Origin of the sequence: Streptomyces sp. ISL-98 (assembly GCF_018614055.1) — a bacterium.
Lineage (GTDB): Bacteria > Actinomycetota > Actinomycetes > Streptomycetales > Streptomycetaceae > Streptomyces > Streptomyces spiramyceticus.
This window is the reverse complement of the sequence record NZ_JAGGPB010000070.1, coordinates 24,875-46,874: the sequence shown is the minus strand read 5'-3', so window position 1 is coordinate 46,874 and position 22,000 is coordinate 24,875. Positions and strand designations below refer to the sequence as shown.

At 70.7% G+C, this 22,000-nt stretch carries 20 protein-coding genes and 1 other RNA gene; 13 read left to right on the top strand and 8 right to left on the bottom strand.

Features of this window, described 5'->3' with window-relative positions:
• Positions 1 to 2: 2 nt before the first annotated feature.
• The 7 genes from J7I98_RS35330 (at position 3) to J7I98_RS35300 (ending at position 7,605) form a co-directional block, all read left to right on the top strand.
• On the top strand, positions 3 to 992 hold the full coding sequence (locus J7I98_RS35330) for a hemin ABC transporter substrate-binding protein (protein WP_214929200.1): 990 nt from the start codon (positions 3 to 5) through the stop codon (positions 990 to 992).
• 32 nt (positions 993 to 1,024) lie between these two features.
• Positions 1,025 to 2,107, top strand: coding sequence for an iron ABC transporter permease (locus J7I98_RS35325; RefSeq protein ID WP_214929148.1), 1,083 nt, complete (start codon positions 1,025 to 1,027; stop codon positions 2,105 to 2,107).
• Positions 2,108 to 2,424: 317 nt separating this feature from the next.
• A complete protein-coding gene (locus tag J7I98_RS35320; RefSeq protein WP_214929147.1) occupies positions 2,425 to 3,267 on the top strand; it encodes a heme ABC transporter ATP-binding protein in 843 nt (280 codons plus the stop codon).
• Between the two features lie 65 nt (positions 3,268 to 3,332).
• The gene (gene efeO / locus J7I98_RS35315; RefSeq protein WP_214929146.1) at positions 3,333 to 4,475 is read left to right on the top strand and encodes an iron uptake system protein EfeO; all 1,143 of its coding nucleotides are present in this window, start codon (positions 3,333 to 3,335) and stop codon (positions 4,473 to 4,475) included.
• Positions 4,476 to 4,486: 11 nt separating this feature from the next.
• The gene (gene efeB / locus J7I98_RS35310) at positions 4,487 to 5,746 is read left to right on the top strand and encodes an iron uptake transporter deferrochelatase/peroxidase subunit (protein WP_214929145.1); all 1,260 of its coding nucleotides are present in this window, start codon (positions 4,487 to 4,489) and stop codon (positions 5,744 to 5,746) included.
• 19 nt (positions 5,747 to 5,765) lie between these two features.
• Entirely contained in the window at positions 5,766 to 6,737 is a 972-nt protein-coding gene (gene efeU, locus J7I98_RS35305) for an iron uptake transporter permease EfeU (RefSeq protein WP_214929144.1), read from the top strand.
• Positions 6,670 to 7,605, top strand: coding sequence for a hypothetical protein (locus tag J7I98_RS35300; RefSeq protein ID WP_214929199.1), 936 nt, complete (start codon positions 6,670 to 6,672; stop codon positions 7,603 to 7,605). Before efeU ends, J7I98_RS35300 begins: the two co-directional genes overlap by 68 nt.
• A 57-nt stretch (positions 7,606 to 7,662) precedes the next feature.
• Here the strand turns inward: J7I98_RS35300 and J7I98_RS35295 are convergent, their stop codons facing one another.
• Positions 7,663 to 8,427: a bifunctional DNA primase/polymerase gene (locus J7I98_RS35295; RefSeq protein WP_214929143.1), complete on the bottom strand. Its 765-nt coding sequence runs from the start codon at positions 8,425 to 8,427 to the stop codon at positions 7,663 to 7,665.
• Positions 8,428 to 8,634: 207 nt separating this feature from the next.
• A complete protein-coding gene (locus J7I98_RS35290) occupies positions 8,635 to 9,255 on the bottom strand; it encodes a TetR/AcrR family transcriptional regulator (protein WP_214929142.1) in 621 nt (206 codons plus the stop codon).
• Between the two features lie 135 nt (positions 9,256 to 9,390).
• Between J7I98_RS35290 and ddaH the strand changes: the two genes are divergently transcribed.
• Positions 9,391 to 10,245: a dimethylargininase gene (ddaH, locus tag J7I98_RS35285; protein ID WP_374225206.1), complete on the top strand. Its 855-nt coding sequence runs from the start codon at positions 9,391 to 9,393 to the stop codon at positions 10,243 to 10,245.
• On the opposite strand, the gene J7I98_RS35280 is transcribed toward ddaH, so the two are convergent.
• Complete coding sequence (locus J7I98_RS35280) at positions 10,242 to 11,273, bottom strand: small ribosomal subunit Rsm22 family protein (protein ID WP_214929140.1); 1,032 nt, start codon at positions 11,271 to 11,273, stop codon at positions 10,242 to 10,244. The two genes, ddaH and J7I98_RS35280, sit on opposite strands and share 4 nt — an antisense overlap.
• A gap of 135 nt (positions 11,274 to 11,408) precedes the next feature.
• Here J7I98_RS35280 and J7I98_RS35275 point away from each other — a divergent pair, with 135 nt between their 5' ends.
• Positions 11,409 to 12,686 carry a hypothetical protein gene (locus J7I98_RS35275; protein ID WP_214929139.1) on the top strand — a complete coding sequence of 426 codons (1,278 nt, stop codon included), beginning with the start codon at positions 11,409 to 11,411 and terminating at the stop codon, positions 12,684 to 12,686.
• A gap of 478 nt (positions 12,687 to 13,164) precedes the next feature.
• Here J7I98_RS35275 and J7I98_RS35270 read toward each other — a convergent pair whose 3' ends face one another.
• Complete coding sequence (locus tag J7I98_RS35270) at positions 13,165 to 14,481, bottom strand: Bcr/CflA family multidrug efflux MFS transporter (RefSeq protein ID WP_214929198.1); 1,317 nt, start codon at positions 14,479 to 14,481, stop codon at positions 13,165 to 13,167.
• Between the two features lie 74 nt (positions 14,482 to 14,555).
• Between J7I98_RS35270 and J7I98_RS35265 the strand changes: the two genes are divergently transcribed.
• Positions 14,556 to 15,554: a Gfo/Idh/MocA family protein gene (locus J7I98_RS35265; protein ID WP_214929138.1), complete on the top strand. Its 999-nt coding sequence runs from the start codon at positions 14,556 to 14,558 to the stop codon at positions 15,552 to 15,554.
• Here J7I98_RS35265 and J7I98_RS35260 read toward each other — a convergent pair.
• A complete protein-coding gene (locus J7I98_RS35260; RefSeq protein ID WP_214929137.1) occupies positions 15,551 to 17,170 on the bottom strand; it encodes an alkaline phosphatase in 1,620 nt (539 codons plus the stop codon). The two genes, J7I98_RS35265 and J7I98_RS35260, sit on opposite strands and share 4 nt — an antisense overlap.
• Positions 17,171 to 17,262: 92 nt before the next feature.
• Here J7I98_RS35260 and J7I98_RS35255 point away from each other — a divergent pair, with 92 nt between their 5' ends.
• The 3 genes from J7I98_RS35255 to J7I98_RS35245 all read left to right on the top strand — a co-directional run bounded on the left by J7I98_RS35255 (position 17,263) and on the right by J7I98_RS35245 (position 19,468).
• Positions 17,263 to 18,027: an SDR family oxidoreductase gene (locus J7I98_RS35255; RefSeq protein ID WP_214929136.1), complete on the top strand. Its 765-nt coding sequence runs from the start codon at positions 17,263 to 17,265 to the stop codon at positions 18,025 to 18,027.
• A 36-nt stretch (positions 18,028 to 18,063) separates the two neighbouring features.
• Positions 18,064 to 18,939 carry a PhzF family phenazine biosynthesis protein gene (locus tag J7I98_RS35250; protein WP_214929135.1) on the top strand — a complete coding sequence of 292 codons (876 nt, stop codon included), beginning with the start codon at positions 18,064 to 18,066 and terminating at the stop codon, positions 18,937 to 18,939.
• Between the two features lie 76 nt (positions 18,940 to 19,015).
• Entirely contained in the window at positions 19,016 to 19,468 is a 453-nt protein-coding gene (locus J7I98_RS35245) for a lamin tail domain-containing protein (protein ID WP_251021647.1), read from the top strand.
• A gap of 18 nt (positions 19,469 to 19,486) precedes the next feature.
• Here the strand turns inward: J7I98_RS35245 and J7I98_RS35240 are convergent, their stop codons facing one another.
• The 3 genes from J7I98_RS35240 to J7I98_RS35230 all read right to left on the bottom strand — a co-directional run bounded on the left by J7I98_RS35240 (position 19,487) and on the right by J7I98_RS35230 (position 21,868).
• Positions 19,487 to 19,810, bottom strand: coding sequence for a nuclear transport factor 2 family protein (locus tag J7I98_RS35240; protein WP_214929133.1), 324 nt, complete (start codon positions 19,808 to 19,810; stop codon positions 19,487 to 19,489).
• A 151-nt stretch (positions 19,811 to 19,961) separates the two neighbouring features.
• Positions 19,962 to 20,363, bottom strand: an RNA gene (gene rnpB, locus J7I98_RS35235) — RNase P RNA component class A.
• A gap of 62 nt (positions 20,364 to 20,425) precedes the next feature.
• Positions 20,426 to 21,868, bottom strand: a complete 1,443-nt coding sequence (locus J7I98_RS35230) for an RNB domain-containing ribonuclease (protein ID WP_214929132.1) — start codon at positions 21,866 to 21,868, stop codon at positions 20,426 to 20,428.
• Positions 21,869 to 22,000: the final 132 nt, after the last annotated feature.

Here is a 22,000-nt window from a genome sequence, read left to right as displayed (position 1 = left end):
TGATGTCCGTGCTCGCCCTGGCCGTTACCGTCACCGGATGCGGCGGTACGTCCGGCTCGCCGGACGCATCCCCCGCCGACCGAGCGGCCCCGGTCGACCGCGTCGAGCCGCTCGCGAGCGTGTCGGATTCCCGACTGCCTGTCAGCGTGCGGTCGGCGGACGGCAAACAGGTGCGGGTCACTTCCACCGACCGGATCGTGCCGCTGACCGGCAGCCTGAGCGAGATCGTCTTCACGCTCGGCCTCGGCAAGCGGGTTGTCGCGCGCGACATCACCGCCACCTTCGAACAGGCCGAAGACCTGCCGGTGGTGACACGTGCGCACGACGTCTCGGCGGAGAGCGTGCTGTCGCTCAGGCCGACCGTCGTCCTCGCCGACACCTCCACCGGCCCCGCCGAAGCCATCGGCCAGATCCGCGACGCGGGCATCCCCGTCGTGGTCGTCGAGCCCGCCAAGAGCCTCGACGACATCGGGCCGCGCATCGACGCGGTGGCGGGCGCGCTGGGCGTCGGGGTCGCCGGTGACGAGCTGAAGGAGCGGACCCGGGAGCGTATCGCCGCCGTACAGAAGGACATTCCGGAGGAACGCGCGAAGGGCGGCGAGAAGCCGCGCGTCGCGTTCCTCTATCTGCGGGGCACGGCGTCGGTCTACCTGCTCGGTGGGCGTGAGTCCGGGGCGAGTTCGCTGCTGGAGGCGGCGGGTGCGGTCGACGCGGGCAAGGAATCGGGGTTGAAGAAGGACTTCACCGCCATCACCAGCGAGGCGCTGGCGAAGGCCGCGCCCGACGCGATCCTGGTGATGAAGAAGGGACTGGCCTCGGTCGACGGCGTCGAAGGACTGGTGAAGATTCCGGGCGTTGCCGAGACACCGGCCGGTCTGGACCGACGCGTCGTTTCGATCGACGACGGCGTACTCCTCAATTACGGTCCGCGCACCGACCAGGTTCTGCGCTCGCTCGTCGAGCAGCTCTACGGGAACGGGACCGGGAAGTGACCGTGAGAGTTTCTCCTGCGGTGGTGCATACGGTGGACGGTCGACCGGCGGCCGATGAATCGCCGTCGGGCCCCGCGCGACGCCGCCGCCGGGGCACCGCCTTCGTCCTCACCGCCGGGCTCGTCGCCGCGCTGCTCGTACTCTCGCTGCTCTCCGCGGGACTCGGCTCGTACCACATCGCTCTCGGCGACATCCTCTCCTCCGTCCAGCACCGCGTCGGCCTCGGCGGCGCGGCGCTCGACCGCGTCGGGGAGAGCGTCCTGTGGAACGTGCGCCTGCCGCGTGTTGTGCTCGCGCTCCTCGTCGGCGCCTCGCTCGGCTGCGCGGGCGCGCTGATGCAGGGCGTGTTCGGCAACCCGCTCGCCGAGCCCGGCGTCATCGGCATCTCGGCGGGTGCGGCGGTCGGCGCGGTCGCCTCGATCGCGCTGGGGCTGAGCTTCTTCGGCAACTGGACGGTGACCGTCTGCGCGTTCGTCGCCGGGCTGGTCACGGTGGCGCTGGTGTACGCCTTGTCGCGCTCCGGGGGGCGGACGGAGGTCGTCACGCTGATCCTCACCGGTATCGCGGTGAACGCGTTCGCGGGGGCGCTGATCGGCCTGTTCATTTTCTTCGCCGACAACGCGCAGATCACCCAGATCACCTTCTGGCAGCTGGGCTCGCTCTCCCAGGCGACCTGGCCGAAGGTCCTCGCGGTGCTGCCGTGTGCGCTGCTGGGGCTGGCTCTTGCGCCCCTGTACGCGCGCAAGCTGGACCTACTGGCGCTCGGCGAACGCCCGGCTCGGCACCTCGGTGTGGATGTGGAGAGGCTGCGTATCGTGCTCGTCCTGGTCGTGGCGCTGCTCACTGCGGCGGCGGTTGCGGTGGCCGGGATCATCACGTTCGTCGGGCTGCTGGTCCCGCACCTGCTGCGGATGGCGAACGGGCCCGGCCACCGTTTCCTGGTTCCCGGCAGCGCGGTCGGCGGGGCCCTGGTCCTGGTCGCGGGCGACCTCGCGGCCCGCACGGTCGCGGATCCGGCGGAGCTTCCGCTGGGGGTGCTTACGGCGTTGTTCGGGAGCCCGTTCTTCTTCTGGCTGCTACGGAGAACTCGGCGTCGGCAGGGGGGATGGGCGTGAGTGGTGGGGGTGCGGGCGCGTTGTGCGGTGCGGGTTGCCTGCGGCGCTTTCCCCTCCCCGCCCCTTCCCGCTGCGACATTTTGCGGCTGCCGCCGCTTGGGGGGGGTCCGCCCCAGACCCTGCTCCTCAAACTCCCCCAGACTTCGTCCGGGGGGACCCCCAAGGGGCTGGGGGTCTGGGGGCTTGCCCCCACGCGGCGGCAGCCGCAAATGTCACAGCCGGGAAGGGGCGGCGGGTAGGGGAACAAGCCCGCCGCAGGCGACCCGCACCACCCCTCCCCCGCCCCGTACGCCCCACACCCAAGGCGGTATCGCACAATGCTGAAGAACCTCTTCCCCTCCCGGGGACGGGAGTTGCCCGAGCCCATCGCCCCCGGCTCCCCCGCCGCCGAAGTCCGCGCCCTCCACGTGCGCCTCGGGCCGCGCGACGTCCTCCGGGGGATCGATCTCACCGCCCGCGCCGGTGACGTACTCGCGCTTGTCGGGCCCAATGGGGCCGGGAAGTCGACGCTGCTCGCGGCCCTCGCCGGGGATCTGGCCGCCTCCCAGGGCGAGGTACGGATCGACGGGCGGCCCGTGGGCGACTGGTCCGCCGCCGAACTGGCCCTGCGGCGTTCGGTGTTGCCCCAGGCCGCCACGCTGGCCTTTCCCTTTCCAGTCGAGGACGTCGTACGGATGGGCCGCGCCCCCTGGGCCGGCACGCCGCGCACGGACGAGGACGATGCGGCCGTCGCCGCCGCCATGGCGGCCACCGAAGTCACCGAGTTCGCGACGCGCCCCTTCTCCGCACTGTCCGGCGGCGAGCGCGCCCGCGTCGCGCTCGCGCGCGTACTGGCGCAGCGGGCGCCGCTGTTGCTGCTGGACGAGCCGACCGCCGCACTGGACCTGCGCCACCAGGAACTCGTGCTGCGGATCTGCCGGGAGCGGGCCGCAGCCGGGGATGCCGTGGTCGTCGTACTGCACGACCTGGGGCTGGCGGCGGCGTACGCGGACCGGGCCGCCGTGCTGCACGGTGGGCGGATCGCGGCCGAGGGGCCGCCCGCCGACGTGTTCGGCGACGCGTTGCTGAGCGAGGTGTACCGGCAGCCCGTCGAGGTGCTGCCGCACCCCCGCACCGGGGCGCCGCTGGTGATTCCCGAGCGCCCTGGCCCAGCCAGGTAAGTCTCGGCTAAGTTAGGTTCGCCTCACCGCCATCATCAACGTCACCCCCTCGCCGTGGAGTCCCAATGCGCCCCGTCCGTCTGTCCGTCGTCACCGCCGCCGCGACCGTGGCGGCACTGACCGCCGTCACGGGCTGCGCCGAGAAGAGCGACGCCAAGGGCGGCGACGGCGCCATCCGGGTCGTCGCCAAGGACGACTCCTGCGAGGTGTCGAAGAAGAAGTTCCCGGCCGGACACGTCGAACTGGCCGTCGAGAACAAGGGCTCGAAGGTCACCGAGGTCTACATCCTCTTCCCCGACGACCGCATCGTCACCGAGCGCGAGAACATAGGCGCCGGCACCAAGGCGAACATCACCGCCGAGGTCAAGGCCGGTTCGTACGAGATCGCCTGCAAGCCCGGCATGAAGGGCGACGGCATCCGCCAGAAGGTCGAGGCGACCGGCGGCGGCAAGGTGGCCAGGCGCAGCCCGGAGATGGACGCGGCCGTCGCCGCGTTCCGTACGTACGTGCAGGCGCAGGCCGACGAGACGCTGCCGAAGGTCAAGGTCTTCACGGACGCCGTGAAGAAGGGCGACATCGAGGCCGCGAAGAAGGCGTACGCCGACTCCCGCATCGGATGGGAGCGCACGGAGCCGGTCGCGGAGTCCTTCGGTGACATCGACCCGAAGGTCGACCTGCGCGTCGACGGCCTGAAGAAGGGCCAGAAGTGGACCGGCTGGCACCGCCTGGAGAAGGCGCTGTGGGAGGACAAGAAGATCGGCGAGGAGGAGAAGTCGCTCGCCGGCAGGCTCCTCAAGGACCTCACCGCCTGGCAGAAGCGGGTCGGCAAGGCCGAGATCACCCCGACCTCGATGGCGAACGGCGCCAAGGAGCTCCTCGACGAGGTCGCCACCGGCAAGGTCACCGGTGAGGAGGAGCGTTACAGCCACACCGACCTCGTCGACTTCAAGGCGAACGTCGAGGGTGCGGAGAAGTCGTACGCGCTGCTCAAGCCGATCGCTTCGAAGAACGACCCGGAGCTGACCGCCGAGCTCGACCGGCAGTTCAAGGCGCTGAACGGGCTGCTCGACAAGTACCGCGAGGACAAGACGTCGTACGACTTCACCTCGTACGACAAGGTCGGCAAGGCGGAGCGCAAGGAGCTCAGCGACGGCGTCAACGCGCTCGCCGAGCCGCTGTCGAAGCTCGCCGCCGCCGTTGTGAAGTAGGAGGGCGTCCCATGTCCGATGAGACCGGATCCACCGCCCCGTCCCGTCGTTCGCTGCTCGGCTGGGGCGGTGCCGGGCTCGCGCTCGGCGCCGTCGCGGCCGGCGGTACCGTCGCCGCGCTGAACACGGGGGACGAGACCGCGCCCGTCGCTTCGGCGGGCGCCGCCGTGCCGTTCCACGGCGTGCACCAGGCCGGGATCGCCACCGCGGTCCAGGACCGGCTGCACTTCGCCGCGTTCGACGTGACGACGAAGGACCGTGAGGCGCTCGTGGCGCTCCTGAAGGACTGGACGGCCGCCGCTGCCCGGATGACGGCCGGGCAGGCCGTCGGCGAGGGCGCGTACGGCGGTCTGGCCGAGGCGCCGCCGGACGACACGGGCGAGGCGCTCGGCCTCAAGCCGTCGCGGCTGACGCTGACCATCGGCTTCGGGCCTTCGCTGTTCGACAAGGGCCGCTTCGGGCTGGAGGGCGTGCGCCCGGCGGCTCTGGTCGACCTGCCGGCGTTCCCCGGCGACAACCTCGACAAGACGCGCAGCGGCGGCGACCTCTGCGTCCAGGCGTGCGCGGACGACCCGCAGGTGGCCGTGCACGCCATCCGCAATCTCGCCCGTATCGGCTTCGGCAAGGTCGCGGTCCGCTGGTCCCAGCTCGGCTTCGGCAAGACGTCGTCGACGACGCCCGATGCCCAGACGCCGCGCAACATGATGGGCTTCAAGGACGGCACCCGGAACATTTCGGGCAAGGACACGGCAGAGCTCGACCAGCATGTCTGGGTGTCCGGGAAGGACGGTCCGCAGTGGCTGGCCGGCGGCTCGTATCTCGTCGCGCGCCGCATCCGGATGAACATCGAGACCTGGGACCGTACGCCCCTCAAGGAGCAGGAGGACATCTTCGGCCGGGACAAGGGCGAGGGCGCCGCGGTCGGCAAGGCCAAGGAGCGCGACGAACCGTTCCTGCCCGCGATGCTGCCGACCGCCCATGTGCGGCTCGCTCACCCGGACTCCAACGGCGGCGCGAAGATGCTGCGCCGCGGCTACTCCTTCACGGACGGTACGGACGGCCTGGGCCGTCTGGACGCGGGGCTGTTCTTCCTCGCGTACCAGCGCGACATCCACAAGGGGTTCGTCCCCGTGCAGCGCTCCCTCGCTGGGAGCGATGTCCTCAACGAGTACATCCAGCACGTGGGTTCGGCGCTCTTCGCCGTCCCGCCGGGCGTCCGCGACAAGGACGACTGGTGGGGCCGCGCACTGTTCTCCCAGCGGAACTCCTAGCGGAAAGGGACGAACCCGCGTGTTCAGCAACTTCCTCATCGGCCTGCGCGAGGGCCTTGAGGCCAGCCTCGTCGTGTGCATCCTCGTCGCCTATCTGGTGAAGACCGGCAACCGGCACAAGCTCCCGCCCATCTGGACCGGCGTGGGCATCGCGGTCACCGTGAGCCTCGCCTTCGGCTTCGCGCTCGAATTCGGCACGCAGGAGCTGACGTTCAAGGCGCAGGAGGCGATCGGCGGCACCCTGTCGATCGTCGCCGTGGGCCTGGTGACGTGGATGGTCTTCTGGATGCGGCGCACCGCGCGGCACCTCAAGGCGGAGCTGCACGGCAAACTCGACTCCGCCCTCGCGATCGGCACCGGTGCGCTGGTCGCGACGGCCTTCCTGGCCGTGGGCCGGGAGGGCATCGAAACGTCCCTGTTCGTGTGGCGTGCGGTGCACGCGGCGCAGGACGGGTGGCGTCCGATGGCCGGTGCGCTGCTCGGCATCGGGGCCGCGGTGGTGCTGGGTTGGCTGTTCTACAAGGGTGCTGTACGGATCAACCTGGCCAAGTTCTTCACCTGGACCGGCGGCATGCTCGTCGTCGTCGCGGCCGGTGTGCTGGCGTACGGCGTGCACGACCTGCAGGAGGCCGAGTTCGTCGGCGGTCTGCAGAACAAGGCGTTCGACATCTCCACCACGATCCCGCCGGACAGCTGGTACGGAACGCTGCTCAAGGGCACTTTCAACTTCCAGCCCGACCCGACCGTCCTCCAGGTCACGGTGTGGCTGCTGTACCTGGTCCCCACGCTCGTGCTGTTCCTGTCCCCGGTAGGGTTCCGGACGTCGGTGGGGACGAAGACACAGAAGGCACAGAAGGCAACGCATGAGCAGGCTGAGGCTGAGGCGGCTGGCGACCGGGATCGCGACGGCGGCAGCGCTGTCGATGACGGCGAGCGGGTGCATGACGGTGCACGGCGAGCTGGAGGTCGTGCCGTCGGCGACGAAGGCTGAGGCCGCGCAGGCGCTCAAGGACTTCACGGCGGCGTACAACGAGGCCGACAAGGCGTACGATCCGGCCCTCGACGCGGGCCGGGTCACCGGCGCGCTCGGCGCGATAAACCAGGCCGGCCTCAAGGCCCGGCAGGCGCAGAGCCCGCAGGGGAATCCTCGGCACAAGCCGCTGGAGCTGACGGACGCGAAGTTCTCCATCCCCAAGAAGCAGGGCTGGCCCCGGTGGTTCGTCGCGGACACCGACAGCAACCGCGACCAGGACAGCGGGCGCCGCGACACCCGCTGGCTGATGGTGTTCGTACGCGGCGGCGCCGACCAGTTGTGGGAGGTCTCGCATCTGTGGGTCCTGCGGCCGGACGAGATGCCGGACTTCAAGAAGGACAAGGACGGCTTCGCCGAGCCCGTCGAGCCGGACGCCCCCGCTCTCGCGGTGGCGCCGAAGGATCTGAGCAAGCACTACGCGTCGTACATGCAGGACGGTGAGCCCGCGAACTTCGCCCCGGGGTCGCACACTTCGGCCCTGCGGCAGGCGCGCAAGAGCGTCGCGCGGCAGCCCGGGCGGACCATCCAGTACCTCGACCGGCGGCTGGACACCGGGGCGTTCGCGCCGCTGGGGCTTGTCGACAAGGACGGTGCGGCGACGGTCTTTTTCGCCACGCGGCAGTTCGAGCAGCAGACCGTGGCGCAGGGCGTGCGGCTGGATCTCAACGCCGATGTGCGGGCACTGATCACCGGCACGGCGAAGACCAAGCTCACCAAGGAGCGGGTCTCCAGTCAGGTGGTGCGGGTCCCGGCCAAGGGCGAGGGCAAGCAGCAGGTCACGGTGCTCGCCAGGATTCAGGGGCTTACGGCCGCGCAGGGTTCGTAACGAGGGGTCGTACGAGTACAGGGAGCTCTCCGGAGAACTCTCCGGGGAGCGTTCTTCTCAGCGGCCCAGCGGCCAGGCCACCGCATGGTGATCGTCCGGGTCGTCCTCGCCGACGTACCGCGCACAGGCGTCTGTCAGGGTCTCCAGGAGCGTCAGCGGGTCGGGAAGCGGGTGTTCGAGGCCGCGGACCCAGCTCACTTCCCGCTCGCCGGGCAGTTGCGCGGGCGGTACGAGTACGTAGCTGCCGCGGCAGTGCCAGCGCAGGCCGGGATGCTCGTCCATGGTCTCGGGGTGGCAGTCCAGCTCGCACGGCCACCACTCGTCCTCGTCGTCCGGCGTGCCGCGGGTGGCGGTGAAGAAGAGCAGACGGGCGTCGCTGGTGCTGCCGCCGAATTCGGCCACGGGACCGACCTCGACACCGGCTTCGATCAGCCGCTCCAGCGCGCTGAGTCCGGCTTCCAGCGGTACGTCGAGCACGTCGTGGACCATGCCGGTCGCGGTGATGAAGTTGGCCTGCGGCTGACCCTCGGCCCAGCGCGTGATCTGCGCGCGGTCGGTGGTCGACTGGGTCTGCCAGGCGAAGGAGATGGGGTGCCTGGCCGGGGTGGGACAGCCCACACGGTCGCACGAACACCGGTATCCGACGGGGTGCGCGGCGGGGGCGAGCGGCAGCCCGGCGGCAGCGGCGGCCAGGAGCAGGGCCTCGCGTCCCGCCTCAGGGGCGTCGGCGGCTTTCGGGCGGCGGCGCAGCCACTGGGGCAGCCTGCTTTCCAATGTCTGCCTGCTCTCTGTGCCGCGATTGCGGCCGAAATCGGCGCCCATTCAACCCCTCACCTCAGCGTTGCGTTCTCCATGCTGCCATCATCCTGCGCCTGAGGTGGCCGCAGTCCTCATCCGGGGTACGCGGGCCGATATCACAACGGTGGTTTCGTTGCCGCCTTTGTCCGCATAAGTGGCTCTACGGTGCTCACTCGCCGTGCTTCATCGCGTGCCGTGCGGTGCCCGTGGGGTTCCGTGAGGGAACTCACCTCAGCGCGGCGTGAGGCCGCCCAGCGCGTAGTCGACCACGGCGTCGGCGTACTCGTGGGTGAGCGGGCGGGTGCGCAGGAGCCAGCGGTGCGCGAGGGGGCCGACGAGGAGCTCCAGGGCGATGTACGGGTCGATTCCGTCCCGTACGTCGCCGGCTTCCTGCGCCGCACGGAGGCGCTGCACGTAGAGCTGGAGCTGCGGTTCGAGCAGCTTCTCGACGAACTCGGCGCCCAGCTCCGGGTCGACGATGCCTGCGGCGGTGAGTGCACGGGTGGGGGCTTCGTACTTCGGGTCGACGAGTTCGTCGACGGTGGCGCGCAGGACCAGCTTGAGGTCGGCCGCGAGGTCGCCGGTGTCGGGGAACTCGTACCCCTCGGCGCCACCACCTGCAGCTTCGGCCGCCTGGTTGCCGAGGTCGATGAAGGCTTCGAGCAGGACAGCGGCCTTGGAGGGCCACCAGCGGTAGATCGTCTGCTTGCCCACGCCCGCGCGGGCGGCGATGCCCTCGATCGTGGTCTTCGCGTAGCCGGCCTCGCCGACGAGGGAGAGAGCCGCGTCGTAGATCGCACGCCGGGAGCGCTCGCTGCGGCGGGTGGAGTCGGGGGCCTTGGTGTCTGCCATGGGGGCAATCTAGCAGGCGGGCGAGACGTTGCGTCTCGCTGTGGTGGGCCGGCGGTTCGCTGACCAGTCGGGAACCACCCGATCGGTTCATGTGCCCCGGCTCCGGACGGCGCACCATGGCCTCACGCACACTCTGTGCCCCATGCCGCTCGTGAGGAGCCCTCATTGCCTCGTGACGCTTCGCCCCGCCGTTATCTGATGTGCCCCCCGGAGCACTTCAGGGTGACGTACTCCATCAATCCCTGGATGGATCCCGCGAAACCGGTCGACCTGCCGCTGGCCCTCGCCCAGTGGGAGGACCTGCGCGACCGCTACCGGAGCCTCGGCCATACCGTCGAGCTCCTCGACCCCAGGCCCGGACTGCCCGACATGGTGTACGCCGCCAATGGCGCCACCGTCGTCGACGGCCGGGTGCTGGGCGCCCGGTTCGCCTACGCGGAGCGGACACTCGAGGCCGAGGTGCATCTGGAGTGGTTCCGGGCGCACGGCTTCACCGAGATCCACGAGCCCTCGCACGTCAACGAGGGCGAGGGGGACTTCGCTGTCACCTCGTCCTGGATCCTCGCCGGGCGCGGCTTCCGCTCCAGCCCGCTCTCGCACGACGAGGCGCAGGAGTTCTTCGGCCGCCCGGTCATCGGCCTGGACCTCGTCGACCCGCGCTACTACCACCTGGACACCGCGCTGGCCGTTCTCGACGACCGTACGGACGAGGTCATGTACTACCCGGGCGCCTTCTCCCCGGGCAGCCGCGCCGTCCTCGCCCGGCTCTTCCCCGACGCGATCGTCGCGGAGGAGGCGGATGCCGCCGCGCTCGGGCTCAACGCCGTGAGCGACGGACGGCATGTGCTGCTGCCGCAGGGTGCGGTCGGGCTCTTCGGGCCGTTGCGGGCGCGGGGGTTCGAGCCGGTCGGGATGGACCTCGGGGAGCTGCTCAAGGGAGGCGGCAGCGTGAAGTGCTGCACGCAGGAGCTGCGGGCCTGGATTGCCTAGATCTCTTCCTGGTGCTGGTCCTGGTTTGCCGGCGGGGGCGGCCATGCGTCGCCCCAGTCGGTGTCGCGCGCGGCCCTGTAGAGGTCGCCGTGGCGTTTCTTACTGATCGTTTCGCGGGTGAGGCCGTCCGTTCGGGTGCACAGCTCCAGGAGGACCAGGCCCTTGCGGATCTGCGGGCGGCGGACCACCCGGGCGGCGACGGGGTCCACATCCGCGTCGAAGCGGACTGCCGCTACGTAACTGAACTTCTCGTCCTCGTACGGCAGCGACCCGCCCTTGACCTGGCGGTGCAGGGACGAGCGGCTCACCCTGGCCGAGAAGTGGCACCAGTCGGTGCCCTCCTCTATGGGGCAGGTGCCGCTGTGGGGGCAGGGAGCGGCCACGCGCATGCCCGCCTCGATGAGCCGGTCCCTGGCCTCGATGATGCGGAGGTAGCCGTCGGGGGTGCCGGGTTCGACGACCACGACTGCCTGGGCCGCGCGGGCGGCCTCGGTGACGACTGTGGTGCGGTCGGCGGCCGTCAGTTCCTTCAGGACGTACGAGATGGTGACGAGATCGGTGCTCTCGATGTGGAGCGACGATCCGATGCGAGAGCGCTGCCAGGTGGCGGCGCGGAGGGCGGGTGAGCCGGAGGCCTCGGCCAGTTCGCGGCCGAGGGCGAGGGCCGGTTCCGCCCAGTCCAGGACGGTGCTGGCGGCCGCCTCCTCCCAGGCCTCCGCCACGGCCCAGCTCGCCGCTCCCGTGCCGCCGCCGACGTCCGTGTGCGTCGCCGGGGTCCAGTCCGGGGCCGCGGCGCGGAGTGCGGCGAGCGCGGAACGTACCGCCTCGAACGTCGCGGGCATCCGGTACGCGGCGTACGCGGCCACGTCGGAGCGGTCGCGCAGTACGGGGGCGGCGGTGGGGGTGGTTCCCCGGTAGCTGGTGATCAGCCGCTCGACGGCCTGTGCGGCCTGTTTGGGCGGCAGCCCGTCGAGAAGCCCGGCGAGGGCGGTGCGCAGGGCTTCTGCGGTGGGGAGGGTGGAGTTCACTGAAGGATTTTAGGCACCTTTGGGATGAGGTGCGGGCGTGCTCCTGAACTGCTGTGCGGTAAGGGCGAGTTGCTGACAGGTTGCTACGCTGACGGCCGTTGATGTGACCGTCGGGGGTCGGGGGGACCAGGGACCATGACACAGCGGGTCGTACGCGTGGCCCTGGTGGCAGGTGTGCTCGTCCTGGCCTTGCTGCTCCTGCTGGCCACGTGCGGCGGCACCTCGGGCGGGAAGAAGAAGCCCGGGCCGACGAAGCCCCCGAAGAAGAGCGCGGCGACGCTGACGCGGGTGCCGGTGCCTTCGGCGTACACCGGCGACCGGGGCTGGGAGGTCGTCGGCGCCTCGCCCGAGTACGCCGTCGCGCGGGTCGCGGACGCGGTCGGCTACCTGGAGCGGGTCTCCGCCACGCGCTTCCGGCTGCGTGCCGTCGACGCCGCCACCGGGCGGACGCGGTGGATGGGCGACGCGTGGCGGCCGCTGTCCGACCCGACCTACTTTCCCCACGTGCTGGCCGTCACCAAGGACGGCCGGGAGTTCTTCGCCACCTGGTCCTACGGGAAGATCGGCGAGGACGCGCTGACCGCCGCCGACATGATCGTCGCCCTCGATGTGTACGACGTCGAGAGCGGCACCCAGCAGCGGATCGAAATCCCCTGGGCCGACGACCCCACCGTCAACGGAACGGGCCCCGGCATCCTCATCAGCGACGGCGGCGCGGACAGCGCGGTCGTGGACCCCGTCACCGGCCGGGTCACGAAGGCCGCCCCGAAGGATCTGCGCTACCCCGCGGGCTGCCGTGCGTGCCGGGTGCAGACCGAGGTGCGGTCGGTGACCGGGAAGGGGCTGCTGGTGAGCGGGCGCCGGGAGTTCTGGGTGCGGGGCGGCTGGCACAGCCGGAAGACGGCGCCGGCGGGGGCGGACGCGGCGTCGGGCGTGCCGACGGCTGTGACGGGTGGGCACGTACTCGCCAAGTGGCAGAAGAAGAAGGACCGCGACCACGACATCTGGGCGGTGCACGACGCGGAGACGGGAAAGACGCTGGCCACGGCTGAGTGCCGTAAGCCGGCGATAGAGCCCGGGAAGTACCCGGCGGCGGCGTTGTCCCCCGAGGGCCGGTACCTGGTGGCGGGCAGCCTGGGCTTCGACCTGGAGTCGAAGACGGGCCACTGCTTCGAGGACTCGGACGGCGCGAAGCCGATGTCGCTCTCGCTGGAGACGGTGACGGACGCGGGCGTGGCGTACGGCACGACGGCCACGCGCACCCCGGTGGAGGCGGACCTGGCGACACGGGAGCCGACGGCACTGCCCGCGAACATCCAGCTGCCGGCGACGGAACTGTCGTCCACGGCACTGTTCCGCTGGACGGACCGCAAGGACCGGGACCACTTGATCGCTTACGCGCGGCGGAAGTGAGCGGGGTCGGGGCGGCTGCGGAAGGTCGGGTTGGCTGGCTGGCTGGCTGGCTGGCTGGCTGGCTGCGGAAGGTCGGGCTGGCTACCGGGGGCGGCACTCCGGGCGCCGGGGTCTCCGGAAGCGGCATTCGGGACTGCATGATTTAGCTGCGATCCCGGGTCACCGAGGGCCCTCCCGGCGTCCCGCGCACACATCACGCTCTACGTCCCGAACGCCACTCCCTACGACCCCGACCTCCTCCGCACCCCGCCCCTGCGACGCGAAGCAGCCGCAGCCGGGACTAAGGGCCCGCCCCGCGCCGCGACGCCGCCGTACTCGGGAGCCGGGCCACGCCTGCGGCGCGAAGCTGCCGCATCCCCGGGGTGTGGGGCGGCAGCCCCGCGCCCCCCGGCCGGGGCCTGGGGGCTTGCCCCCCCACGCGGCGGCAGCCGCAAATGTCACAGCCGGGAAGGGGCGCGTAGGGGAAAAGAAGCCCGCGTCAGTCCGACGCGCGCTGCCATGGGCGGCACAGGGTTGCGAAGCAAGTCATCGATGCCAGGGCGCACGTCAGCTGCACCACCGCCATCGGTGTCGCCGTCGACTCGCCCGCGATGCCCACCAGGGGGGAGGCGATCGCGCCGATCAGGAAGGAGGACGTACCCAGCAGCGCGGACGCCGAGCCCGCCGCGTGCGGGGTGCGGGTGAGGGCCAGTGCGTTGGTGTTCGGGAGGGCCAGGCCCATTGCTGACATCAGGGTGAAGAGGCCTGCCGCTATGGGGATCAGGCCTACCTCTCCGAAGACGCCGGTGGTCATCAGCAGCAGGGCCAGCGAGGCCAGTGCGATGAGGGTGATGCCGAAGCCCAGGACCTTGTCCATGCTGACCCGGCCCACGAGCAGCTTGCCGTTGATCTGGCCGACACCGATCAGGCCGATCGAGTTGATCGCGAAGAGCAGGGAGAAGGTCTGCGGCGAGGCGCCGTAAATGGACTGGATCACGAAAGGCGACGCCGAGATGTATGCGAAGAGGGCGGCGAAGGCGAGGCCTCCGGCAAGCATGTAGCCCGTGAAGACGCGGTCCGCCAGCAGGCCCCGCATCGTGCGCAGCGCTTGGCCGACGCCCCCTTCGTGCCGCCGGTCCGCCGGCAGCGTCTCGTGCAGCCACTTCCATACGACGAGTGTGAGGACGACACCGACGGCGGTGAGGACGACGAAAACGCCCCGCCAGTCCGTCAGGCGCAGCACCTGCCCGCCGATGACGGGCGCGATGACCGGCGCGACGCCCGAGATCAGCATCAGGGTCGAGAAGAAACGGGCCATCTCGACGCCGTCGTAGAGGTCACGCACGACCGCCCGGGCGATGACGATGCCCGCCGCTCCCGCCAGCCCCTGGAGCAGGCGGAAGGCGATCAGGAGCTCCGCGGACGGTGCGAACGCGCAGATCGCGGTGGCCACGACGTACACGATCATGCCGAGCAGCAGCGGCCTGCGGCGGCCGAACCTGTCGCTCATCGGGCCGACGACGAGCTGCCCGAGCGCCATGCCCGCCAGGCACGCGGTGAGCGTGAGCTGCACGGTCGCGGCGGGTGAGCGGAGAGATTCCGTGACCTCGGGGAGGGCCGGAAGGTACATGTCCATGGAGAGCGGCGGCAGCGCGGTGAGGCCGCCGAGTACCAGGGTGACCAGGAGACTTGCGCGACGAGTGGCAGAAGCGTGAGTGGCAGAAGCGGCGGTGGCAGAACCTGTGGCGGCTGCGGTTTCGGCCTCCGCCCCGGGTATGTGGCCCTGTGCGGACTGGCCTGTCTCCGTCATTCGCATCTCCATGTCGTTGAAACTGCACCTATGCTCTCAGCTCGTCCGGAGTGGTCGAGACCTTTTTCCTGGGGGCTGGGATGGGCAAGGAAACCGTTCGATGGGGCGTCCTGGCTACCGGCGGCATCGCGTCGGTGTTCACCGCGGATCTGATGAGGATGCCGGACGCGGAGGTGGTTGCGGTGGCGTCCCGCAGCACCGCTGCCGCCCGCGCGTTCGCCGACCGCTTCGGGATCCCGCGCGCGTACGGCAGCTGGGCGGAGCTCGCCGCGGACCAGGACGTCGACGTCGTGTACGTCGCGGGCCCGCACTCCTCGCACCGGGCCGCCGCCGGCCTGTGCCTGGAGGCGGGCCGGGCCGTGCTGTGCGAGAAGGCGTTCACGCTCAACTCCCGCGAGGCGGAGGAACTCGTCGCCGTCGCCCGCCGCCAGGAGCGGTTCCTGATGGAGGCGATGTGGATGTACTGCAATCCCGTCATCCGGCGGCTCGGGGAAACCATACGAAGCGGTGCGATAGGTGACGTACGTACCGTGCACGCCGACTTCGGGCTCGCCGGGCCCTTCGCCCCCGAGCACCGGCTGCGCGACCCCGCGCTCGGCGGAGGCGCGCTGCTCGACCTCGGGGTGTACCCGGTGTCGTTCGCACAGCTGATCCTCGGCGAGCCCGACCGCGTACAGGCGGACGCCCTGCTGTCCCCCGAAGGCGTCGATCTCAACACCGGGATGCTGCTCGGCTGGGAGTCCGGTGCGACCGCCCTGCTGAGCTGTTCCATAACCGCCGACACCCCCATCACGGCGTCCGTCACCGGCACGGCGGGGCGGATCGAGCTGGGGCGCGGGTTCTTCTACCCGGACCGGTTTGTGCTGCACAGGGACGGGCGGGAGCCGGAGGAGGTCGTGGGTGGGAACGGGAATCGCAACAGCCTTCAGTACGAGGCCGCCGAGGTGATGCGCTGCCTGCGGGCGGGCGAGACGGAGTCGCCGCTCGTCCCGCTGAACGGCACCCTCGCCGTGATGCGGACGCTCGACGCGGTACGTGAGCGCATCGGCGTCCGCTACCCGGTGGACGGCGAGAGCTAGGCCAGCTTCAGGCCTGGATTGCCCACCTCCGTGACGAGCGAGGCGGCGGTCGTGACCGGCGCCCCGGGCGTGGTGACCGCGGACACCGTCCGGAAGTCCGCGCGCGCCGCGTCGGTGCCCAGCGTGACCGTCGTATAGCCACGCCTGCCGTTGTAGAACTTCAGGTGCGGGTTGCCCTGCATCAGGCGGTCGTAGTTGGCGGGCCTCTCGGCGCCGTCCTTGCCGCTGGAGACGGAAGTGGTGACGAGTTCCGTGCCGACGGTGGGTGAGTCCGGGTTCTCGAAGTCCTTCTTCAGGTCGAAGGCGTACGAGACGTGCACATCTCCGGTGAGCACCATCAGGTTCTCGATCCCGGCCGCCTCCGCCCCTTCGAGCACGCGCTTGCGGGAGGCCGGGTAGCCGTCCCACGCGTCCATGCTCACCTTCGGGTCGTTGACGCTGCGCCGTCGGGCGAAGGTGACCTGCTGCGGTACGACGTTCCACAGTGCGCGCGATTCCTGCCAGCCGTCGAGCAGCCAGCGCTCCTGCTCCTCGCCGGTCATGGTGCGTGCCGGGTCCTCGGACTCCGGGCCCGGCAGCTGCCAGCCGTCGCCGTAGGCCTGGTTGGACCGGTACTGGCGGGTGTCGAGGATGTCGAACTGTGCGAGCCGCCCGAAGTGCAGCCGCCGGTAGAGCCGCATGTCGGCGCCGTCGGGCTGCTGCGGGGTGCGCAGTGGCTGGTTCTCCCAGTAGGCGCGGTACGCCGCCGCCCTGCGCAGCAGGAATTCCTCGGGCGGTACGTCGTTCTCGGGTGTCCCGCCCGCGTAGTTGTTCTCGGTCTCGTGGTCGTCCCAGGTGACGACGAAGGGGTGCGCGGCGTGAGCAGCCATCAGGTCCGGGTCGGACTTGTATAGGGCGTACCGCAGCCGGTAGTCCTCCAGCGTGACCGTCTCGCGGTTGTAGTGCGCGGGCAGGCGGCGGTCGGTGTGGGCGCGGGCGCCGCCGGTGGCGTTCACGGCGTACTCGTAGAGGTAGTCGCCGAGGTGGAAGACGACGTCGAGGTCCTCTTCGGCGAGGTGCTTGTACGGCGTGAAGTACCCGTCGTGGTACGCCTGGCAGGAGACCGCGCCGAGCCGCAGCTCGCTGATCCGCGCGCCGCGCCCGGGGGCGGTGCGGGTGCGGCCGACCGGGCTGATCCAGTCGCCCGCGCGGAAGCGGTAGTAGTAGACGCGGTCCTGGTCGAGCCCGTCCGCCTCGACGCGGACGCTGTGGTCGAACTCGGGGTGTGCTGTGACGTGGCCGCGCCTGACGGTCCGGCTGAAGCGGGCGTCGTGCGCGAGTTCCCAGCGCACCTGGACGCGGGCCTGCGGCAGGCCGCTGTCCGGCTCGTACGGCCGGGGCGCGAGTCTCGTCCACAGGAGTACGGACCCGGGGAGAGGGTCGCCCGATGCGACGCCCAGCGTGAAGGGGTCCTCGGTTATCTTCCTGGCGTCGAGCTCGGCGGCCTGGGCGCTTCCCGGCAGGTTCGTGGCGAAGGCGAGTGCGGCGGCGGCTCCGGTGACGGTGAGAAACCTGCGGCGGTGGATGTGCCGTGCGGCGGCCGTGATCTCCTGGCCATGACGCGATGCGATTGTCATCTGCCCCTCCCCTGACGGCTGTTGTCAGAGAAATTGGAGTGGCACGGAACGTCGCACCGCTTTCATGTACGTGTCACGTACGCTGCTGGGCCATGAACCCTCAGACGAAGATCGCCGTCGTCACCGGAGCGGGCTCGGGCATCGGCCGGGCCGTCGCACTCGCGCTGGCGGGTGCGGGCTGGTCGGTCGCCCTGGCCGGACGACGTATCGAACCGCTGGAAGAGACGGCCGCGACAGCCAGGTCGGCCGGAGCCGGCGACACCCTGCACGTACGGGCGGACGTGTCCAGGCCCGAGGACGTGGACGCGCTCTTCTCCGCCGTGCGTGAGCGGTACGGGCGCCTCGATCTGCTCTTCAACAACGCGGGCACGTTCGGGCCGCGCGGCGTGCCGGTGGAGGACATCGCGTACGACGAATGGCGCTCGGTCGTCGACGTGAACGTCACCGGGGCGTTCCTGTGCGCGCAAGCGGCCTACCGGCAGATGAAGGGTCAGGACCCGCAGGGCGGCCGGATCATCAACAACGGCTCGATCTCGGCGCATGCTCCCCGGCCGCACTCGATCGCGTACACGACGACCAAGCACGCCATGACGGGCCTGACCAAGTCCCTGTCGCTGGACGGGCGACCGTACCGTATCGCCTGCGGCCAGATCGACATCGGCAACGCGGCGACGGACATGACGGAGCGGATGCAGGCCGGCATCCTCCAGGCGAACGGCGAGCTGATGGCCGAGCCGGTGATGGACGTGCAGGACGTCGCGCGCACGGTGCTGCACATGGCGGAGCTGCCGCTGGAGGCAAATGTGCAGTTCGCTACGGTCATGGCGACGACCATGCCGTACGTGGGGCGGGGCTGAGGGAACACCGGGCCGCCGCCCGCCGTTGGCCGCGGTATGAAGTCATTCACCGGTACTGAAGTCCTGCGCTACACCGCCTTCTCCAGCGACCCGGAGGGCGGCAATCCGGCCGGCGTCGTCCTGGACGCGTCCGGACTCGACGACGCGGCCATACTCGCCGTCGCCGCCGGGCTCGGCTACAGCGAGACCGCGTTCCTCACGGAGGAGCGCGAGCCCGGGCGTGCCTTCACCGTCAGGTACTTCAGCCCGAAGGCCGAGGTCCCCTTCTGCGGCCACGCCACCGTCGCGGCGGCCCTGGCGCTCGCCGAGCACCAAGGCCGCCCGGGTGACCTGGTCTTCGAAACCCGGGCCGGCACGGTGCCCGTGACGGTGACGGCGTCCCCCGAGGGCACCTACCTCGCGACGCTCACCAGCGTCGAGCCGAAGGTCGAGGAGGCGGCGGAGGGGGATGTGGCCGAGGCGCTGGCCGCGCTGGGGTGGCCGGCCGGCGATCTGGACCCGGCGTTCCCGCCCCGCATCGCGTACGCGGGCGCCCGCCACCTGGTGCTCGCGGCGGCGACCCGCGAGCGGCTGGCGGATCTGTCGTACGACTTCGAGCGGCTGGCCGCGCTGATGCGCCGCCTGGATCTGACGACGGTTCAGCTGGTGTGGCGCCAGGACGCGACGACGTTCCACGTCCGCGACCCGTTCCCGGTCGGCGGCGTGGTCGAGGACCCGGCAACGGGCGCGGCGGCGGCCGCCTTCGGGGCGTACGCGCGCGAACTCGGCCTGGTCCCGGCGGATGCGACCCTCACCCTCCACCAGGGCGACGACATGGGCCGCCCGGGGGTACTGACGGTCGGACTTCGAACGGGTGACGCACGAATCCGGGTGACCGGAGCGGGTGCACGCATCCCGGACGCCACCGCCTGAGCGGAACCAATCCCTCCGCAGGGTGCACGAACTTATACTCCAGCGACCTTCACAGTTCACACACATGGAGTGCACCTTGCGCATACATGCCGCCGCCCTCGCCGTCCTGGCAGGCTCCCTGCTCGCCGCCACCACCCCCGCTCAGGCGGCAGCACACCAGGGCGGTCTGCACCTCGGCAAGATCCAGTACAACAGCCCGGGCAGTGACACCCGCACCAACACCTCGCTGAACGCCGAGTGGGTCGAGATCCACAACAACACCCGCTCGGCGATCCAGCTCAGGGACTACAAGCTCAAGGACAACACGGGCTACACGTACACCTTCGGCACATACAGGATCGGTGCCGGCGCGACGGTGCGCGTCCACACGGGCAAGGGCACCAACACCACGGCCCACCGGTACTGGGGCCGCAGTTCGTACGTCTGGAACAACACCAGCGACAAGGCCCGCCTGATCAGGCCGAGCGGCACTCAGCTCGACTCGTGCGCCTGGACCACCAGCAACAACGGCACCAAGTACTGCCACTGACGGGCCGCGGGGCAGGTCTCAGGCCTGCCCCGTCTCGAAGCGGGCGATCTTCCCGCCGTCGACGATGAAGTCCCAGGCGGTACGCATCTCTCCCCAGGTCTCGTTGCGATACCTGACGACCAGGGACAGGCCGCCCGCCTTCTGCGCCTCGACGTCCATGTGGCCGCCCGAGGAGAAGATCTCCCGCTCCGTCCACTCGGCGAGGTCCCTCTCGGTCCCGTCGTCGGACATGGTCGCGGCGGGCGCCAGGGCGCCCTGGAAGGCATCACGGTCATTGGCGTTGACCGCGGCGACGAACGCACGCACGGCCGGCTCCGAGAGCTGCTCGACAGGAATTGTCACGGGATCTCCTCGCTACGCGGCATGAAGCGCCATGACGCCGCACAGTCGGCGCCCGTATCAAGGATGCGCACGATCACCGGTCCCCCGCACTCCTGCAAGGAACGGCCCGGGGGCCGGACCCGGGGAAATCCCCAGACCCAGCCCCCGGCGAGAGACGAGTCGACCTGTACGCCGGGTTCTGTCACCCGGTCGCCTCGCGGCGGCCGGGGAGGCGGCCATCCATCTAGGACCGGCGTTGCCGCCGGTCTCGTGCGGTCTACCCGCGAACTCGGGCGGGCAGCCCTCGATCGTCCGCGCAAGGCCGTCTTGCGACAGCCTCTCTTGACCTTGCTCCAGGTGGGGTTTACCTAGCCGCCTGAGTCACCTCAGGCGCTGGTGGTCTCTTACACCACCGTTTCACCCTTACCGAGAACCGAAGTCCCCGGCGGTCTGTTTTCTGTGGCACTGTCCCGCGGGTCACCCCGGGTGGCCGTTAGCCACCACCTTGCCCTGTGGAGCCCGGACGTTCCTCGGGGAGATCCGAAGATCCCCACGCGGCCGTCCGGTCGGCTCGTCTGCCGTGTCGACCATGCTACCTGGCAGGCGGGGACGGCTCGGCCTTGCTCGTCGCCGCCCTCACGCGGGCGCGAACCGGACCTTCGCCGAGCCCGGGTCGGCCTGGGTGAGGCGGACCCTGATGCGCTCGCCCAGCGGGAGCTTCTCGTCGCCGCCCTCTACGCGGGCCACGACTGCGAGGTCCTGCAGATGGACGGTGCCGACGGCCGGTTCGTTCTCCTTCACGTCCACCACGTGGGCGTCGAACACCTCGCCCACCCGGTCCTTGAGCAGCGCCGCCTCGATGATGTCGACGCACTCGCGCTCGACGGTGTTGGCACGCCGCGTGCCCTCGGCCATCGTCTGCGAGAGGCCGGGCAGCGCTTCCCGTACCCACTCCGGCGGCTCCTCGCCCGCGACGGCCGCGACGCACAGCTCGCCCGCGTAACGGTCGACGAGGCGGCGCAGCGGGGCCGTGCAGTGGGTGTACGGGGCGGCTACCGCCGAGTGGACCGACGGCTCGGGGACCTCACCGTTCTGGAAGACGGTGTACCCGGCGCCGCGCAGCAGCGTCGTGCACTCCTCCAGAAACGCGGCGTGGGCGGGCTTCCTGGGGTCGAGGGAGCGGACGATCTCGGCGTACGAGACGTGGTGCGGCCAGTCGATGCGCAGCGCCTTGGCGGAGCGGCGCAGGCGCCCGACCGCGCCGTCGGGAGCGGCGGGGAGGGTGCGCAGGATGCCGGTGCCCGCGGACATCATCAGGTCGGCCGCGGTCATGCCGGTGAGCAGGGAGATCTGGGCGTTCCAGCCGTCGACGGGGCGCGGGGCGCGGTATTCGAGGGAGTATGCATGGTCGTGCTCGACGATTTCCTGCTCGGGGACGTTGAGCGAGATGCCGCCGCGCTCGCGTTCCAGGGCCTCGCGCAGCAGCCCGATGTCACGGAGCAGTGCCAGCGGCTCCTCGGCCGTACCGGCGTCGATCTGCTGCTGTACGCCCGCGTAGTCGAGCTTGGCCCGGCTCTGTACGAGCGCGCGGCGCACGTCGGTCGCCTCGGTGCGGCCGTCCGCGTCGAGGTCGATGCGCCACAGGAGGGCGGGGGCCGTGTGGCCCGGCAGCAGGCTGGCGGCGCCCTCGGAGAGCAGACGCGGGTGCAGCGGAACCCGCTCGTCCGGGAAGTAGAGGGTGGCGACCCTGCGGTGCGCCTCGGCGTCGAGTACGCCGCCGGGCGTGACGAAGGCGGCGACGTCGGCGATCGCGTAATGCACCCGGAAACCGCCGCCTTCGCGCCTGGCCAGGTGCATCGCCTGGTCGAGGTCGGCGGAGGCGGGCGGGTCGATGGTGAAGAGGGGGATGCCGGTCTCGTCCAGGGCGGGCAGCCGCGGCGACTTGGCGGCGCGTTCGGCCTCCGCGATGACCTCGGCCGGGAAGGCCTCCGGCACATCGAGCGTGCTGCGCAGCGCGCGAAGGGCGGCCCTGAGGGGGGCCTCGGGGGCACCGATCACATGGATATGGCGGCGGGGCATGGTCCGAGCGTAGGTCTGGACAGGCCGGAGGGCGCGGCGGGATTCGGCTTACCCTGGCGTTTTGCGCGTACGCGACCGCGCGTATGCGTGTGGTGTACGCCAGTTGTACGCCGTACCCGCCGTACTCGCCGT